The organism is Wocania ichthyoenteri Th78 (assembly GCF_000789235.1).
In the GTDB taxonomy this organism is placed as follows: Bacteria; Bacteroidota; Bacteroidia; order Flavobacteriales; family Flavobacteriaceae; genus Wocania_A; species Wocania_A ichthyoenteri.
The window spans coordinates 447,250-465,058 of record NZ_KN525716.1 but is presented as its reverse complement, the minus strand read 5'-3'; the positions used below and the strand labels follow the sequence as shown (position 1 = coordinate 465,058).

Below are 17,809 nucleotides of genomic sequence, written 5' to 3'. Positions count from 1 at the left end.
ATTTTTGGAGAATCAAAAATTAGATTTGTTAACTTGCATTACGCATTATAATTTTTCCATGAACTTACAATTAATATAAATTCTAAAATGAATTTAAACCTAAAAAATAAAGTTATTATTGTTACTGGTGGCTCTAAAGGCATTGGTTTGGGAATTACAGAAGCATTACTTAATGAAGGTGCTATTCCTGTAATAGTTAGTAGAAGTAAGGCCAGCGTTGAAGCATTAATTAATAAAATGCATGCAGAAGGAAAAGAGGCACATTATGCTATTGCAGAATTAACTGATCCTATACAATGTAAAAAAGCTGTTGAAGCGGCAATTGATAAATATGGACGGATTGATGGTGTTGTAAATAATGCTGGTGTAAACGATGGTGTAAGTCTAGAAAATGGTAATTATGAAGATTTTGTAGAATCTTTAAAACGCAATTTAGTACACTACTATCTTATTGTTCATCACGCTTTACCAGAGCTTAAAAAAAGTAAAGGAAGCATTGTAAATATTGGTTCTAAAACTTCGTTAACAGGACAAGGCGGAACCTCGGGCTATGCTGCAGCTAATGGTGGGAGAAATGCTTTAACCAGAGAGTGGGCAGTAGAATTGTTACCTTACAGCATTAGAGTTAACGCACTTATTGTCGCCGAATGTTATACACCATTATACGATAAATGGATTAAAACTTTTGATAATCCAGAGGAAAAACTAGAAAGTATAACTAATCATATTCCTTTGGAAAATAGAATGACAACTGCTGAAGAAATAGCAAATACAGTAGTATTTTTACTTTCAGACAAATCAAGTCATACTACAGGACAATTAATTTTTGTTGATGGTGGATATACACACTTAGACAGAGCATTATAAGTTGTTCGGCGAAAAAAGTATAAAAGATTAAAATAGTTCAGTAATTTTTGCCCATTGAACTGGCTTAAAGTTCATTATTAAACCAATTAAAAATGAGTAATTCAAAACCACCAGTAGTATCAAAAAAGGTGTTAATACCTTTTATTTTAGTAACCTCGTTATTTGCTCTTTGGGGATTTGCAAATGCAGTAACCGACCCTATGGTGCAAGCATTTAAAAAGGTGTTAGAGCTTTCAAACTCTCAAGCGGCTTGGGTACAAATGGCATTTTATGGTGGCTATTTTTGTATGGCATTACCAGCAGCTATATTTATGCGAAAATATTCTTACAAAGTAGGTATTTTAATAGGTTTAGCTTTATATGCTACTGGAGCATTATTATTTTATCCAGCTGCTCAATCAGAAAGTTTTATGTTTTTCTGTATTGGACTGTATGTTTTAACTTTTGGATTAGCTTTTTTAGAAACTGCTGCAAATCCTTATATATTGGCAATGGGTGCTAAAGAAACAGCAACACAGCGTTTAAATTTAGCACAAGCTTTTAATCCAGTAGGGTTAATAGCTGGTTTATTTGTAGCTCAACAATTTGTTTTAAAGAATTTACAGTCTGATGATATTACAGATTTTAGTGCTTTAGATGAAGCTTCAAAAATTTTAATTAAAACATCAGATTTATTAGTTATTCGCGATCCCTACGTCATTTTAGGTTTAGTTCTTATAGGTGTTTTTATATTATTTGTGGTTAGTAAAATGCCACAATCTAGAGATGAAGGAGGGATGCCTAGTATAGGTGATACCTTTGCAACTTTAGCAAAAAATAAAAAATACGTACTTGGGGTACTTGCACAAATTTTATACGTAGGTGCACAAATAATGTGTTGGACATACATTTACCAATATGCAGAAGCCATAGGTATGGATAGCGTTACTGCTGGGTATTACCAAATGGCAGCATTTGTAATATTCACAATAGGTCGAGCAGTTGGTACCTACATGTTACGATTTATGAGTTCTGGGAAATTATTAATGTATTTTGCAATACTTGCCATCGCATTTGTTCTAGGGACTATATTTATAACAGGTATGGCTGGTTTATATAGCTTAGTTGGAGTATCATTCTGTATGTCATTAATGTTTCCAACTATATACGGGATTGCTTTAGGCGATTTAACCGAGGAACAATCAAAAGTAGGGTCGGCAGGATTAATTATGGCAATTGTAGGTGGAGCGTTAATGCCTAAGTTACAAGGCATGATTATAGATGCTGGAGGAAATGGCGTTGCTGATACCAAAATTATGGGAGTAACCGAGGTTAACTTTTCATTCATATTACCTTTAGTTTGTTTTGTTTACATCGCTTGGTACGGATTAAGAGTATTTAAAAGACATGAAGCAACTGATGATGTTTTGCATAATGCCTAATTAAAATGAAGAATCTAAAACGTCATTATTTTGCATTAGATTTAATTGATGATTCTAAATTAATTGCAGAATATAAAAAATATCACAAAAATATTTGGCCCGAAATAACGGCAAGTATTGTAAACTCTGGCATCGAAACTTTAGAGATTTATTGTGTCGGTAATCGGTTGTTTATGATTATGGAAGTAAATGATTCATTTTCATTTGAGAAGAAATCTAAAATGGATGCCAACAACCCAAAAGTACAAGAATGGGAAACTTTAATGTGGAACTACCAAAAAGCCTTGCCAACTGCAAAAGTGGGTGAAAAATGGCTTTTAATGGAAAAAATATATCAACTATAAAATAACAATTAAATTAAATATAATGAGGATTTCAATTATCGTACTTATTTGTCTATTAAGCTTTTCTTGTAATAACAAATATAAGGAAGCTAAAAACACAGCAGAGGATTATCAAGTTATACCAAAACCATCAAAATTAGATATGCTAACTGGTAAATTTTTAGTAAATGGGAAGACTAAAATTGTAGGTAGTGAAGTTTTAAAAAACGAAGGTGAGTTATTAGCAGATATGTTAAGTAGTGCCATAGGAGAATCTATTAGTTTTTCATCTGAAGGAAAAGGAAATATATCACTTAAATTAGATGATACTATTAAAAGTGAAGAAGGTTATACTTTAAATGTAGCATTCGATAACATTGAAATATCTGGTAAGAACACAAAAGGCTTGTTTTATGGTATTCAAACCTTAAGACAATTAATGCCAGCAGGTATCGAATCTGCAGATGGTAGTATAAAAGAATTGACAATTCCTGCTGTTAATATAACAGACAATCCAAGATTCAAATATAGAGGGATGCATTTAGATGTTGGTCGCCATCTTTTCCCTGCAGAATTTATAAAGAAATACATTGATTTAATTGCAATGCATAAAATGAATACATTTCATTGGCATTTAACCGAAGACCAAGGTTGGCGTATAGAAATAAAAAAATACCCAAAATTAACAGAAATAGGAGCTTGGAGGAAAGAAACTTTAGTGGGTCATGGAGCCACTAAAAAATTAGATAGAAAGTATGATGGCAAGAAATATGGCGGTTTTTATACTCAAGAAGAAGTTAAAGACATTGTAGCTTATGCAGCAACAAAGCATGTTACAGTTATTCCAGAAATAGAGCTACCTGGGCATTCACTAGCAGCAATTGCTGCTTATCCAGAATTAGGAAACACAGGAGAACAGTATGAAGTTGGAACAAGATGGGGAGTTTACGATGAAATTTATGCACCAAGTGAAAAAACATTTCAATTTTTAGAAGATGTTTTAACAGAGGTTTTGGAATTGTTTCCTAGTGAATTAATTCATATTGGAGGAGATGAAGCTACTAAAACGCAATGGAAAACCAGTAAATTGGCACAAGAAGTCATTAAGCGAGAAGGATTAAAAGATGAACACGAATTACAGAGTTATTTTATTAAAAGAATAGAAAAATTCTTAAACTCTAAAGGGAGAAATATTATTGGTTGGGATGAAATATTAGAAGGCGGATTAGCTCCAAATGCAGCAGTAATGTCATGGCGAGGTACTGAAGGTGGTATTGAAGCAGCAAAACAAAAACATGATGTAGTAATGACACCTGGACATTCTGTTTATTTTGATCATTATCAAACTGAAGATAAAGATAATGAGCCCTTAGCCATTGGAGGAAAAACAACAGTACAAGATGTGTATGCTTATGAGCCTATGCCTAGTGAATTAACCGAAGAAGAACAACAATATATTTTAGGTGCCCAAGGCAATGTGTGGACAGAATATATGAAGACGACTGATTATGTTGAATATATGATTTTACCAAGAATGTCTGCGCTTTCAGAAGTCGTTTGGTCATCAAAAGAACATAGAGATTGGGAAGATTTTAGTAGTAGATTAAACACTTTTAAAGACAGATTTGATGCTTTAGGCTTAAACTATGCAAAGCATACGTTTGAAAAATAAATAATTTTAATAGTTTTTTACTTTGAATTATAATACAAAATACCCATCTATAGAAGATTTAAGAAATCGTGCAAAAAAAAGAATTCCGAAGTTTGCTTTCGAGTACTTAGACGGGGGATGTAATGAGGATGTGAACTTATATAAGAATACTACTGAAATTAGAGAAGTAGAATTAATGCCTCAATATCTTAGTAAGCATACGGCATCAAGTATGAAAACAACTTTGTTTGGTCATCAATATGATGCACCGTTTGGTATTGCACCAGTAGGTTTGCAGGGATTAATGTGGCCAAATGCTCCAGAAATATTAGCTAAAGCTGCTTTTAAGCATAACATACCTTTTATTTTAAGCACTGTAACTACAAGTAGTATAGAACGTATATCTGAATTAACAGAAGGTAAAGCATGGTTTCAGTTGTATCATCCAGCCAAAAATGAACTTAGAGATGATATTTTAAATAGATGTGAAAATTCAGGATATGAAACCTTAGTCATTTTATGCGATGTACCAACGTTTGGATTTAGACCCAGAGATATAAGAAACGGTTTAGCTATGCCTCCAAACATGTCTATAAAAAATATTTTACAGGTTTTAGGAAAACCAAATTGGGCTTTACAAACTTTAAAACATGGGCAACCAAACTTTGAAACTTTAAAACCTTATATGCCCAAGAATCTTGACTTAAAGCAGTTAGGGAAATTCATGGATATCACGTTTTCTGGTAGATTAAACGAAGAAAAAATAAAGCCTATTAGAGATATGTGGAAGGGGAAAATAGTATTAAAAGGTGTTGCTAATGAGTTAGATGCTGAAAAAGCGATAAAGTTAGGTTTAGATGGTATTATCGTTTCTAATCATGGAGGTAGGCAATTAGATGCTGGAGAATCTACTATAAAACCATTAGGAAGAATTGCTAAAAAATATGGAGATCAAATAGAAGTGATGATGGATAGTGGTATTCGATCTGGTCCAGATATAGCACGAAGTTTGGCTTCTGGAGCTAAATTTACTTTTATGGGGAGATCGTTTATGTATGGTGTAGCTGCTTTAGGAAATAAAGGAGGTAATCATACTATTTCACTTTTAAAAACTCAGCTACAGCAAGTTATGGAACAAATATGTTGTGAAAAGGTTGAAGATTTTAAAGACCATTTAATATAGTTTTTCAGTTCAATTTTTACATTAATTATAAGTGTCTTTTTATAATTAATCATCAACTAACATTTTTATTGATACTTTTTTTGCTTTAATCTAACAGTTTTAATACTTTCACATCAAATTTTATGTGCTATTTAAGTAAAACAGGGGTTAATGAAATTACATTTATTAGATAGAAGTACTAAGTTAAGCAATGCCTCTTTTACTATTAGAAATAATAGCTACCCTAATTTTTTAAAGATATGGCATTATCATCCAGAATTTGAACTTGTTACTATTTTAAAAAGTTCTGGAACTAGATTTATTGGCGATAATATTGAGCAGTTTAATGTTAACGAAATAGTTTTAATAGGTAAAAATTTACCACATATGTGGTTAAATGATAGAGAATATTTTGAAAAAAATTCTAAACTTGAAGCACAAGCCATAGCCATTCATTTTAAAGAAGATTTTGCTGGTGAAACATTCTTTACTATGCCAGAGATGAATGCTATTAAAAAATTATTTGAAAATGCTCAATACGGAATTAGATTTTCTGGAGACTTAACTTTAGCTATTAAAAGAATTAAAAAATTGGATGATTTAAACGGTTTTGATAAAACTATTTCTTTTTTAAAAGTTTTAAATCTATTAGCAAATCATCAAGAATATAAGTTATTATCTAGCATAGGGTTTGTAAATTCATTTAAAAAGACAGGAAGAACTAATTTAGCTGAAGTTTATGAGTACATAATTAAAAATTTTAAAGACCGCATAACTTTAGAAGATGTTGCTAACATTGCCTGTATGAATCCCACAGCATTTAGTAGAGTTTTTAAACGTGTAAACCGAAAGACATTTAGCGAATATTTAAACGAAGTTCGTATTGGTTATGCCTGTAAATTATTGATGGAAGAAAAGTATAATATTTCTGAAATATGCTTTGAATCTGGTTTTAATAATATTTCAAACTTCAATAGGCAATTTAAAAAAACAACAAACTATTCTCCAACCGAGTATATCAAAACACATTTAAGCGGAAGTTAAGCTTCACATATTTTTGTTTTCTTAAAATGAGCCTTTTTATCAAATTTTATCTTTAAGGATTCTCGTACTTAATGATATTTCAACAAAATGTATTTTTACTCTTCATTTTTTAGTAATTAAATCTATTCTATTTATTATTATTGTATTCATTTTTTAGAGGCAACTTATAATAAGTTCAACTATTTATACCTCTAAAATCTAAGCTTAAAATTTATGGATGCGGCCAAAGTTATTATTTTAATTAACTGTAAAGATCAACCAAATATTATTGCAACCGTTACTTCTTTTGTTGCAAATAATGGAGGTAATATTGTTTATATAGATCAGCATGTAGATAGGGTTCAGGATACTTTTTTTATGCGTTTAGAAGGCGAATTTGAAAGCACCAGTTTTTCAATTGAAAATTTCAAAACTCTATTTAAAGCTGCATTAGCAGATAAATTTAATATGAAATGGAGAATATACGCTTCAGATGCAAAATTAAAAATGGCTGTATTTGTATCTAAATATGATCACTGTCTTTACGATTTATTAGGACGCTATAATTCTGGAGAACTTGGTTTAGAAATCCCTTTTATTGTTAGTAACCACACTGATTTAAAACCTATTGCAGATAATTTTAAAATTCCGTTTTATCATATTCATGTTAATAAAGATAACAAATCTGAAGCCGAAGAAAAACAATTACAATTACTCGATAAGTATAATATTGATTTTATTGTGTTGGCAAGATATATGCAAATAGTTTCAGATAAATTAATAGATAAATACCCAAGCAAAATTATTAATATTCATCACTCGTTCCTTCCTGCTTTTGTTGGTGCAAAGCCTTATCATTCGGCATATAAGCGAGGGGTTAAGATTATTGGAGCTACCAGTCATTATGTTACTGAGGAATTAGATGCGGGACCAATAATAGAACAAGATGTTGCACATGTTTCACACGATCATAGTGTGTCAGATTTAATTGCAAAAGGCCGTGATTTAGAAAAAATTGTGTTATCAAGAGCAGTTAAGCTTCATGCCAAAAGAAAAGTTATGGTTTATAATAATAAAACCATCATTTTTTCTTAGCCAAAAGCATCACAATCCCTACATTTATTAATCTAAAATTAAATACTATTGAAAACATATAAGGTTAACTCAATTAATAATAGTACAATAATTATTACAGGTAAAGGAGATGACAAAGCATGGGAGCGTGCCAGCGTTTTAAATAATTTCGCCTCGCCTTGGGACAAAAAAGAAATTGATGAAATTGAATTTAAAGCACTTTATAATACTGAATATTTATTCTTTTGCTTTAAGGTTTTTGATAGTTCAGTATTTATTGATACCACTGATAATACGAAAGCAAGTATTAATAATTCTGATCGTGTTGAGCTTTTTTTTAGATCAGACAAAAACTTAAATCCATATTATTGTTTAGAGATTGACTCGAAGCCTAGAATTATGGATTTTATAGCGAAACCCAATAAGAATTTTGATTTTAATTGGAATTGGCCACCACAAGATATTAGCGTAAAATCTTTTAAAGAAGATAATAGTTTTACTGTTGAAGGTTCAATAAGTTTAGCATCATTAAAGGGATTTAATTTACTAAAAGAAGGAAAAATTGAAACTGGAATTTATCGTGCTAAATATAATAAACAAACAAATGGCAGTTATGAGCCTACTTGGATAACTTGGGTAGATCCTCAAACCAAACAGCCAAATTTTCACACCCCTTCATCTTTTGGGGTTTTAAAACTGGTATAATTTAATTGTTTGTATAGCCATCAAAGTTTTCAGAATTAACAATATCTATTGGTAATAATTTTTGTTTCGGAATTTTTTTATCGAAAAGAAAATACTCTGCAAGTTGAGTTATACAAAGATAGGCTTGGTGTTTTGGATTTTGATTAATTAAAAAATCAATAGCACCTTTTTTTAAATACTTTATATTCTCATCTAACAAATCGTATCCAATAATTTTAATATTTAAGTCAGGAAAATTTTTAACAGTTTTTGCAACACTGTATACTTTAGATGTGGTTACAAAAATACCCGAAATAGCGTTAGGGTTATTTAATAAATCATATAGTTTTTCATCTAAATCTGCTTGCTGTAAACTATAAGTTTTTAATTTGTAGTTACTATTAGGTACATGTTCTAAGTAATTTTTAAACCCCTTTTCTTTTAGTTGCATATGAATAGAATTATTAAAAACTTCATCAAGGTGAATAATTAAAATATCTCTATTTTTTGGCACAATCATTTCCATAAGTCTAGCAGCAATACGTCCGCTTTGTATTAAATCTTGCCCTACGTAGTTAGTAATGCCATTTAGTTCTAAGGGGTCGTTAATCGTACTAACAATAACATCGTTAGCATTGTATTTTTTTATAACCTCAATAGATTCTTTATGAAATACAGGCGTTATTAAAACAGCATCTGGTAATTGCTTCAGGACATCTTCGTTGACCTCTAAAAAAGAATCAGTATCTGCATGATTAAAAAAATAAGAATCAATTGTAATTCCAAAAGACTTATATTCATTAATAGCATCGTTAACACCATCTATACAAGGTTGCCAGTAAGGATCTATTTCTGGATTAGGCTGAATAACACAAATATGGTAATTCTTGGTATTTTTTAAGCTTCTAGCAATAAGATTTGGTTGATAATCAATTTCTTCTAACAACTTAGTTACCTTCTCCAAAGCTGCTTGAGAAACTTTACCCCGTTTATGAATAACTCTATCTACCGTTCCTTTAGATACTCCAGCTAATTCTGCAATATCTTTTATGGTGTACTTTTTCATGTAACACAAATATATATAAAATATAAATTAAAACATCAATGTGTTCGAACACATTTTTTGTGTAATTCCTTTTTTATTGACAAATTAATCTGTAAGTTTGTTCGTTTTTTGTTAGTATATTGTAACAAATAAATAAGTGAAATACAGAATGTAAAAAGATTGATTTGTGTTGATTCTATTAGAAAGCGAGTCTTAAATAATTATAAAAAAATAAAATGGAGAAACCCACACTTGTAATTTTAGCAGCTGGCATGGGAAGCCGCTATGGAGGTTTAAAACAAATGGATACGTTTACTCCAGAAGGAGATACCATTATTGATTTCTCAATTTATGATGCACTTCAAGCTGGGTTTGGAAAATTTGTTTTTATAATTCGAAAGAGTTTTGAAAAGGAATTCAAAAAAAATATTGAATATAAATTGCAAGGAAAAGCAGAAGTAGCTTATGTTTATCAAGAGCTTGAAAATGTTCCAAAAAAGTATATAAACCCAGAACGTGTAAAGCCATGGGGGACTGGTCATGCGCTTTTAATGGCAAAAGATGTTGTTAAAGAAAACTTCGCCATTATAAACGGGGATGACTTTTATGGAAAAGAAGCCTTCGAGGTTATGGCAAAATCTTTAATGACAAAAGATAAAACATCTTATGATTTTAATACCATGGCATACTTATTAAAGAATACGGTTTCAGAACATGGTTATGTATCAAGAGGGGAGTGTAAAGTTGATGAAAATGGGTTTTTAGCTGATGTAACCGAGCGTACCCATATTGAAAAAATTGATGGTAAATTAACCCGGAAAGACGATGATGGGAACTTTATTCCTATTGATGAAAACACGATTGTTTCAATGAATTTTTGGGGATTTACACCTAAATGTTTTAACTTCGGAAATCGTTTGTTTGAAGAGTTTTTAGAAGCTAACAAAACAAATTTAAAAGCAGAATTTTATATTCCTTCTGTTGTAAACGAAATATTAAAATCAGGAAAAGCAACAGTAGAAGTATTAAAATCTGATGCTAAATGGTTTGGAGTAACTTATAAAGAAGATAAGGAAATTGTTGAGAAAGCCATTAAGGAGCTAAAAATACAAGGTGTTTATCCAACAAAACTTTGGGAGTAATGACACAAGAGCAATTAAAATATAAGTTTAATCAATTTAAGCATGCTTCAGTATATAAGTCGCATAAAGAATTGATTTCAGGACATATAAACGATACGTATTTAATAGAAACAGAAGAAGAACCATATTATATTCTTCAACGCATTAATCATCTAGTTTTTAAAGATGTACCAGGTTTAATTTCAAATAAAGTAGGTGTAAGCAAGCACATTCATAAAAAACTATCGCATTTGGCACAAGACAAACTTAACCAAAGTGTATTAATGTTTGTTGAGACTAAAAAAGGGGATTATTATTATAAAGATGAAGATGGTAGTTATTGGAATGTTATGGTTTATATTAATGATAGTGTGACTTACGACATTGTAACAAATAAAGAAGTAGCTTACGAAGGCGGTAAATTAGCAGGAGATTTTTTAAATTTAACTAGCGATTTTGATGCTTCGGTTTTAACTGAAGTAATTCCAAAATTTCATGATATGTCATTTCGTTTTTGGCAATTTGAAGAGGCTTTAAAAGTGGCATCTAAAGAGCGGTTAGAAGAAGCAAAAGAATATATAGATAGGGTTAATACGCTCAAAGAAGAAATGCACATTATCCAAAATTTAAAAGAATCTGGAAAAATAAAATTAAGAGTTACTCATAATGATACCAAAATATCTAACGCCTTATTTGATAAAAACAATAAAGGGTTATGTATGATTGATACCGATACCGTTATGCCGGGAGTGGTACATTACGATTTTGGTGATGCTATAAGAACCATTTGCAATTCGGCAGCCGAAGATGAAACTAATTTAGATTTGGTTAACTTTAATGTAGAGTATTACAAAGCTTATAAGAAGGGTTTTTTAGAAAAAGTAGAATCGGCATTGTCTCCGTTAGAGATTGAAACATTGCCTTTAGCTGCAAAAACAATGATTTTTATTATGGCAATACGTTTTTTAACCGATTTTTTAAATGGTGATGTGTATTATAAAATAAAGTATCCAGAACATAATTTGGATAGAGCAAAAAACCAATTTAAACTTATAGATAGTATGGTTGCTCAAATGGAAGTAGCACATTAAAATGAAAAGCTTAAGATTAATAATTAATTTTAAAAAAATAAACACTAACAAAAACTAATAATTATGACACAATCAACCAATAGTACTAATAAAATAGCAATTGCTGTTATAGCTGGTATGTTTGCCATATTCGGATTTGTAACTTGGATAAACGGTGCTTTAATTCCTTTTATGAAAACCTTAAATGAATTAACAGAGGCTCAATCTTATTTAGTTGCATCTGCTTCATACATCTCTTTTGTTGTTATGGCGTTACCAGCATCATATATAATTAATAAAATAGGATATAAAAAGGGAATGTCTTTAGGTTTAATGGTTATGGCTATAGGAGCTTTGGTGTTTATCCCTGCAGCTGAAGCAAGAACTTATTGGGTGTTTTTAACAGCTATTTTTATACAAGGAGCTGGAATGACTATATGCCAAACTGCTGCAAATCCATATATAACAATTTTAGGCCCAATAGAGAGTGGCGCTAAACGTATGTCTATAATGGGTATAGCTAATAAAACAGCAGGTGCAATAGGGTCTTTGATTTTTGGAGCCTTATTACTGTCTGGAATTGATGACGTTAAAGCAAAAATAGGATCGGTTTCAGATGCAGAAAAGGGGCAATTATTAGATTCTATGGCAGATAGTGTATTTACACCCTATATAGTAATGGCTATTGTATTATTTGTTTTTGGAATTTTAATTAGAAAAGCACCTTTACCTCATGTTGAAGCTGAAGAAACTGAAGAAATAAATAATGGAGAAACGACTAAAACAAGCATTTTTCAATTTCCCCATTTATGGTTAGGTGTTTTTACGTTATTTGTTTATGTTGGAGCAGAGGTTATAGCCGGAGATACAATTATAGCTTACGGAATATCCTTAGGGTTTTCTGCTGCAGACGCAAAATTCTTCACAACATTTACACTGTTAGCAATGGTAGCGACTTATGCTTTAGGAGCCTTTTTAATACCAAAATACTTAAAACAGGGTACTGCATTAAAAATCAGTGCCGTTTTAGGAATTATTTTTAGTATTTGCATATTGTACACCTCAGGATTTACCTCTGTGCTATTTGTTGCTGCATTAGGTATAGCAAATGCACTAGTGTGGCCAGCAATATGGCCTTTAACATTAGATGGCTTAGGTAAGTTTACTAAAACAGCATCAGCATTATTAATAATGGCAATTGCAGGTGGGGCTATTATACCACCATTATATGGAAGATTAGTAGATGCTAACAAACACGAATTAATAACTAGTGGTATTGCTGAAGCTGATGCAGCAGCAACTGCTGCAACTGGCAGTTATTGGATTTTAATTCCATGTTATGCAATTATATTATTCTTTGCTTTGTGGGGACATAAAATTAAAAGTTGGAAAAAAAATTAGTTAGTAAAAGAATGTAGTTAATCAATTCATAAAACATTAATTAAAGTAGAGATTTGTTAGTATAATGAGTAAGGTTTATAAATGGGGAATTATTGGTTGTGGCAATGTTACTGAGCTTAAAAGTGGTCCAGCTTATCAAAAGATAGAAGGATTTGAGTTGCATGCTGTCATGCGTCGTAATATTGAAAAAGCTAAAGATTACGCCGCTAGACACAATGTACCTAAGTTTTATAACGATGCAAATGAATTGATTAACGACTCAGAAATTGATGCCATATATATTGCAACACCACCAGATTCTCATACTTATTATGCATTAAAAGTTGCTGAAGCAGGAAAAGTATGTTGTATAGAAAAACCTATGGCACCAACTTATAAAGAATGCTTATTAATTAATAGTGCATTCAAAGAAAAGAAAATACCATTGTTTGTTGCTTATTATAGGCGATCACTTCCTAGGTTTAAACAAATTAAATCGTGGCTTGAAGACAATAAAATTGGGAAAGTAAGGCATATAAATTGGCATTTAAGTAAACCAGCAAACGATATCGATTTATCTAAAATATATAATTGGCGTACAGATATTAAAATTGCTCATGGAGGTTATTTTGATGATTTAGCATCTCATGGTATAGATTTATTTATTCACTTATTAGGTAACATAAAAAAAGCCAATGGAATAGCTATTAACCAGCAAGGTTTATACACAGCTATGGATGCTATTACAGGGAGTTGGATTCATGAATCTGGAGTGACTGGTTCTGGCAGTTGGAATTTTGGAACAGAAAAAAGAGAAGATTATGTTCAGATTTATGGTGAAGAAGGGAAAATAAGTTTTTCTGTTTTTGGTGAAATTCCAATAGTATTAGAACGCGGAACACATATTGAAAGTTTGAATATCAAAAACCCAGAAAATATTCAATTTTTTCATGTTCAAAATATGAAAAATCATTTATCAGAAAACATAGAGCACCCATCAACAGGGAAAACAGCAATACATACCACATGGGTATTAGAAAATATTTTACAAAACAATAATTAAAGTTTAAAACAATAATAATGTTAAAAAGTAGTATAGACAAAGCAACGGGTTTCGAAAAACGATTTGAAAATATTGGTACCGTAGTTTACGAAAATTCAACTACAGCATCAAAGGCAGTTGCTAAAGAAATAGCAGACCTTATTAAAGTAAAGCACTCTCAAAAACAACCTTGTATATTAGGTTTAGCAACAGGTTCTTCTCCAAAGGGGTTATATGCTGAATTAGTACGTTTACATAAAGAAGAAGGTTTAAGCTTTAAAAATGTAATATCATTCAATTTAGATGAATATTATCCAATGGAACCTGACTCTGTAAACAGTTATGTTCGTTTTATGAAAGAACAATTATTTAACCATGTAGATATATTACCAGAAAACTATCATATCCCAGATGGAACTTTAGCTAAAGAAGATATTAGAAGTTACTGTGACGACTACGAAGCTAAAATTAAAGCATTAGGAGGTTTAGATTTACAGATATTAGGTATTGGAGGTAATGGACATATAGGTTTTAACGAGTCTGGTTCACTCCAAAACTCTAAAACACGTTTAGTTGCTCTAGATCATATAACAAGAGTTGCTGCTAGTGGTGATTTTTCAGGTTTAGATAACACACCTAGAACAGCAATAACCTTAGGTGTTAAAAAGATAATGGAAGCTAAAAGAGTAATCCTTTTGGCTTGGGGGGAAAGAAAATCTAATATCATTAAAGCTTCAGTTGAAGAGGAGGTTACTAGTCGTGTACCAGCATCTTATTTGCAAGAGCATAATAATGCCACTTTTGTTTTAGATCAAGCAGCGGCATCAAAATTAACAAGGATTAATACACCATGGTTAGTTGAAAAAATTGTTTGGACAGATAAACACATTAGAAAAGCGGTATTAAGTTTAGCTCTTCATTTAAAGAAGCCTATTTTAATGTTAACAGATGCTGATTATATCGAAAACGGTATGAGTGATTTATTAGCAGATTCTGGACCAGCTTACGATATTAATATTAAAATATTTAATAAATTACAAAATACCATTACTGGATGGCCTGGAGGTAAACCAAATGCAGATGATAGTAAACGACCAGAGCGTGCAGAACCAGCAAAAAAACGTGTGATTATTTTTAGCCCGCATCCAGATGATGATATTATTAGTATGGGAGGCACATTTAAAAGGTTACATGAGCAAGGACATGAAGTGCATGTAGGTTATCAAACATCTGGTAACATTGCTGTTGCAGATGATGAGGCTCTCCGTTTTGCTAGTTTTGTTTGTGATTACAATGATAAATTTGGAATTGAAAGTACAGAAGCAGAAGATATTTATAAAAGAGCAGCAACTTTTCTGAAAAACAAAAAATCTAGCGAAATAGATACTCCAGAAGTTAGGTATATTAAAGGATTAATTAGAAAAGGTGAAGCAAGAGCTACTTGTCATTTTGTTGGTATCCCAGATGAACAAATTCATTTTATGGAATTACCTTTTTACGAAACAGGAACTATTGAGAAAAGTCCAATAGGTGAAGAAGATATTAAAATAACAATGGATCTTATTGAAAAAGTGAAGCCTCACCAAATATATGCAGCAGGCGATTTAGCCGATCCACACGGTACGCATAAAGTGTGTTTAGATGCTATTTTTGCAGCAGTTAGAAATTTAAAACCTAAGAAATTCATGAAAGATTGTTGGGTTTGGTTATATAGAGGTGCATGGCAAGAATGGGGAATTGATGAGATAGAAATGGCAGTTCCAATGGGGCCAGATCAAGTATTAGAGAAAAGAAAAGGGATTTTCAAACATCAATCACAAAAAGATGGTGTTGTGTTTCAAGGTGCAGACAGTAGAGAGTTCTGGCAACGCGCAGAAGATAGAAACAAAGAAACAGCAGGTTTATACGATGAATTAGGGTTGTCTCATTATGCAGCTATGGAAGCTTTTGTGAGATGGGAGTTTTAATACGTATTTAAGTTTGTATATGAATTAAAAATAACAAAATAAGCCATGAGTAATTATCACATAAAACATTTAGAGGAATACTATCAAGTTTATAGAAAATCTGTTCGCGAGCCCGAAAATTTCTGGGAAGAAGTCGCTGAAGAGCATTTTATGTGGCAAAAAAAGTGGGATAATGTTTTAAGCTGGGATTTTAATAAACCGGAAGTAAAGTGGTTTGAAGGTGCAGAGCTTAATATTACAGAAAACTGTATAGACAGGCATCTAGCAACACGAGGCGATAAAACTGCTATTTTATTTGAGCCTAACGATCCAAAAGAACCCGCAGAACATATTACCTATAATAAGTTGCACGAAAGGGTTAATAAATTAGCAAATGTTTTAAAAAGCCAAGGAGTAAAAAAAGGAGATAGAGTGTGTATTTATTTACCAATGATTCCAGAATTGGCAATTTCACTTTTGGCTTGTGCTAGAATAGGGGCGATACATTCAGTGGTATTTGCAGGATTTTCTGCGACAGCATTATCAACAAGAATTAATGATAGCGATTGTAAAATGATAATAACTAGTGATGGTTCTTATCGAGGTGCAAAAACGATTGATTTAAAAGGTATTGTAGATGAGGCATTAGAAAGTTGTCCAGGTGTAAATAATGTTTTAGTCGCAAAGCGAATTCACTCAGATATACAAATGAAACCTGGTCGTGATCAATGGTTACAACCATTATTAAATGAAGCATCAAGCATATGTGAAATCGAAGTGATGAAAGCTGAAGACCCTTTATTTATTTTATATACTTCGGGGTCAACAGGACAACCTAAAGGGATGGTACACACTACAGGAGGTTATATGGTTTATACGGCGTATACATTTAAAAACGTATTTCAATATAGAGAAAATGATGTGTATTGGTGTACAGCAGATATAGGTTGGATTACTGGACATAGCTATATAGTTTACGGTCCTTTAGCTAATGGAGCAACAACTGTTATGTTTGAAGGCGTACCAAGCTATCCAGATTTTGGTCGTTTTTGGGAGATTGTTGAAAAACACAAAGTAAATCAATTTTACACAGCACCAACCGCCATTCGTGCTTTAGCAAAACAAGGTATGGAATTGGTTGATAAATACGATTTATCGTCTATAAAAGTTTTAGGGTCTGTTGGAGAACCTATAAACGAAGAAGCGTGGCATTGGTACAATGATAATATTGGAAAAAAGAAAAGCCCGATAGTAGATACTTGGTGGCAAACTGAAACTGGTGGCATCATGATTACACCAATACCATTTGTAACGCCAACGAAACCTACTTATGCAACGTTACCATTTATTGGCATTCAACCTGCTTTAATGGATGAAGATGGAGAAGAATTAAAAGGAAATCAAGTGGATGGACGATTGTGTATTAAATTTCCATGGCCAGCTATGGCTCGTACTATTTGGGGTAACCACCAACGCTATAAAGACACCTATTTTTCAGCTTACGAAAATAAATACTTTACTGGTGATGGAGCGTTAAGAGACGAAGTTGGTTATTACAGAATTACAGGTAGAGTAGACGATGTTATTATAGTTTCTGGACATAACTTAGGTACAGCACCAATTGAAGATGCTATAAACGAACATCCAGCAGTAGCAGAATCTGCTATTGTAGGTTTTCCACATGATGTAAAAGGAAACGCCCTGTATGGTTATGTAATTTTAAAAGATGTAGGAGAAAGTCGAGATCAAGACAATTTGCGAAATGAAATAAATCAAATTATAACAGAACATATAGGTCCTATAGCAAAGCTTGATAAAATACAGTTTACTAGTGGTTTGCCAAAAACACGTTCGGGAAAAATTATGCGTCGTATTTTGCGTAAAATAGCATGTAACGAAACTAGTAATTTAGGAGATACCTCAACATTACTTAATCCAGAAGTAGTACAGGAAATAATGGATAATGTGTTGTAAATTATACAACAAACTTTTAAAAATTT

15 protein-coding genes are annotated in these 17,809 nt (G+C 31.8%); 14 read left to right on the top strand and 1 reads right to left on the bottom strand.

Translation table 11 applies throughout. The features are described 5' to 3' along the window. Positions 1-87: 87 nt before the first annotated feature. From RG22_RS02200 to RG22_RS02165, 8 genes are all read left to right on the top strand, one after another. The gene (locus tag RG22_RS02200; RefSeq protein WP_034040481.1) at positions 88-867 is read left to right on the top strand and encodes an L-fucose dehydrogenase; all 780 of its coding nucleotides are present in this window, start codon (positions 88-90) and stop codon (positions 865-867) included. Between the two features lie 92 nt (positions 868-959). Further along, complete coding sequence (gene fucP, locus RG22_RS02195) at positions 960-2,288, top strand: L-fucose:H+ symporter permease (RefSeq protein WP_034040480.1); 1,329 nt, start codon at positions 960-962, stop codon at positions 2,286-2,288. 5 nt (positions 2,289-2,293) lie between these two features. Next, on the top strand, positions 2,294-2,632 hold the full coding sequence (locus RG22_RS02190) for an L-rhamnose mutarotase (RefSeq protein WP_034040479.1): 339 nt from the start codon (positions 2,294-2,296) through the stop codon (positions 2,630-2,632). A gap of 22 nt (positions 2,633-2,654) precedes the next feature. Then, positions 2,655-4,283 carry a beta-N-acetylhexosaminidase gene (locus tag RG22_RS02185; RefSeq protein WP_034040478.1) on the top strand — a complete coding sequence of 543 codons (1,629 nt, stop codon included), beginning with the start codon at positions 2,655-2,657 and terminating at the stop codon, positions 4,281-4,283. A gap of 22 nt (positions 4,284-4,305) precedes the next feature. Next, positions 4,306-5,445 (top strand): alpha-hydroxy acid oxidase, encoded by a 1,140-nt coding sequence (locus tag RG22_RS02180; RefSeq protein WP_034040477.1) that lies wholly within the window; start codon positions 4,306-4,308, stop codon positions 5,443-5,445. A gap of 150 nt (positions 5,446-5,595) precedes the next feature. Next, positions 5,596-6,468: an AraC family transcriptional regulator gene (locus RG22_RS02175; protein ID WP_034040476.1), complete on the top strand. Its 873-nt coding sequence runs from the start codon at positions 5,596-5,598 to the stop codon at positions 6,466-6,468. Between the two features lie 213 nt (positions 6,469-6,681). Next, positions 6,682-7,542: a formyltetrahydrofolate deformylase gene (purU, locus tag RG22_RS02170; protein WP_034040474.1), complete on the top strand. Its 861-nt coding sequence runs from the start codon at positions 6,682-6,684 to the stop codon at positions 7,540-7,542. 48 nt (positions 7,543-7,590) lie between these two features. Continuing rightward, positions 7,591-8,226 carry a sugar-binding protein gene (locus tag RG22_RS02165; protein ID WP_034040473.1) on the top strand — a complete coding sequence of 212 codons (636 nt, stop codon included), beginning with the start codon at positions 7,591-7,593 and terminating at the stop codon, positions 8,224-8,226. Position 8,227: 1 nt separating this feature from the next. Here RG22_RS02165 and RG22_RS02160 read toward each other — a convergent pair whose 3' ends face one another. Beyond that, on the bottom strand, positions 8,228-9,271 hold the full coding sequence (locus RG22_RS02160; RefSeq protein ID WP_034040471.1) for a LacI family DNA-binding transcriptional regulator: 1,044 nt from the start codon (positions 9,269-9,271) through the stop codon (positions 8,228-8,230). Positions 9,272-9,486: 215 nt separating this feature from the next. Here RG22_RS02160 and RG22_RS02155 point away from each other — a divergent pair, with 215 nt between their 5' ends. The 6 genes from RG22_RS02155 (at position 9,487) to acs (ending at position 17,783) form a co-directional block, all read left to right on the top strand. Continuing rightward, on the top strand, positions 9,487-10,392 hold the full coding sequence (locus RG22_RS02155; RefSeq protein WP_034040470.1) for a nucleotidyltransferase family protein: 906 nt from the start codon (positions 9,487-9,489) through the stop codon (positions 10,390-10,392). Further along, positions 10,392-11,462 carry a phosphotransferase enzyme family protein gene (locus RG22_RS02150; protein ID WP_034040468.1) on the top strand — a complete coding sequence of 357 codons (1,071 nt, stop codon included), beginning with the start codon at positions 10,392-10,394 and terminating at the stop codon, positions 11,460-11,462. Before RG22_RS02155 ends, RG22_RS02150 begins: the two co-directional genes overlap by 1 nt. Positions 11,463-11,525: 63 nt before the next feature. Next, a complete protein-coding gene (locus RG22_RS02145) occupies positions 11,526-12,842 on the top strand; it encodes a sugar MFS transporter (protein WP_034040466.1) in 1,317 nt (438 codons plus the stop codon). 64 nt (positions 12,843-12,906) lie between these two features. After that, positions 12,907-13,884, top strand: a complete 978-nt coding sequence (locus RG22_RS02140) for a Gfo/Idh/MocA family protein (RefSeq protein ID WP_034040465.1) — start codon at positions 12,907-12,909, stop codon at positions 13,882-13,884. A gap of 17 nt (positions 13,885-13,901) precedes the next feature. Then, positions 13,902-15,830 (top strand): glucosamine-6-phosphate deaminase, encoded by a 1,929-nt coding sequence (nagB, locus tag RG22_RS02135; protein ID WP_034040462.1) that lies wholly within the window; start codon positions 13,902-13,904, stop codon positions 15,828-15,830. A 45-nt stretch (positions 15,831-15,875) separates the two neighbouring features. After that, positions 15,876-17,783 (top strand): acetate--CoA ligase, encoded by a 1,908-nt coding sequence (gene acs, locus RG22_RS02130; protein WP_034040459.1) that lies wholly within the window; start codon positions 15,876-15,878, stop codon positions 17,781-17,783. Positions 17,784-17,809: the final 26 nt, after the last annotated feature.

Coding starts and splice junctions, on each gene's coding strand:
- RG22_RS02175 (WP_034040476.1), top strand. CDS start 5,596: ATGAAATTACATTTATTAGATAGAAGTACTAAGTTAAGCAATGCCTCT.
- nagB (WP_034040462.1), top strand. CDS start 13,902: ATGTTAAAAAGTAGTATAGACAAAGCAACGGGTTTCGAAAAACGATTT.
- RG22_RS02150 (WP_034040468.1), top strand. CDS start 10,392: ATGACACAAGAGCAATTAAAATATAAGTTTAATCAATTTAAGCATGCT.
- RG22_RS02200 (WP_034040481.1), top strand. CDS start 88: ATGAATTTAAACCTAAAAAATAAAGTTATTATTGTTACTGGTGGCTCT.
- RG22_RS02160 (WP_034040471.1), bottom strand. CDS start 9,271: ATGAAAAAGTACACCATAAAAGATATTGCAGAATTAGCTGGAGTATCT.
- RG22_RS02185 (WP_034040478.1), top strand. CDS start 2,655: ATGAGGATTTCAATTATCGTACTTATTTGTCTATTAAGCTTTTCTTGT.
- acs (WP_034040459.1), top strand. CDS start 15,876: ATGAGTAATTATCACATAAAACATTTAGAGGAATACTATCAAGTTTAT.
- RG22_RS02155 (WP_034040470.1), top strand. CDS start 9,487: ATGGAGAAACCCACACTTGTAATTTTAGCAGCTGGCATGGGAAGCCGC.
- purU (WP_034040474.1), top strand. CDS start 6,682: ATGGATGCGGCCAAAGTTATTATTTTAATTAACTGTAAAGATCAACCA.
- RG22_RS02140 (WP_034040465.1), top strand. CDS start 12,907: ATGAGTAAGGTTTATAAATGGGGAATTATTGGTTGTGGCAATGTTACT.
- RG22_RS02190 (WP_034040479.1), top strand. CDS start 2,294: ATGAAGAATCTAAAACGTCATTATTTTGCATTAGATTTAATTGATGAT.
- fucP (WP_034040480.1), top strand. CDS start 960: ATGAGTAATTCAAAACCACCAGTAGTATCAAAAAAGGTGTTAATACCT.
- RG22_RS02145 (WP_034040466.1), top strand. CDS start 11,526: ATGACACAATCAACCAATAGTACTAATAAAATAGCAATTGCTGTTATA.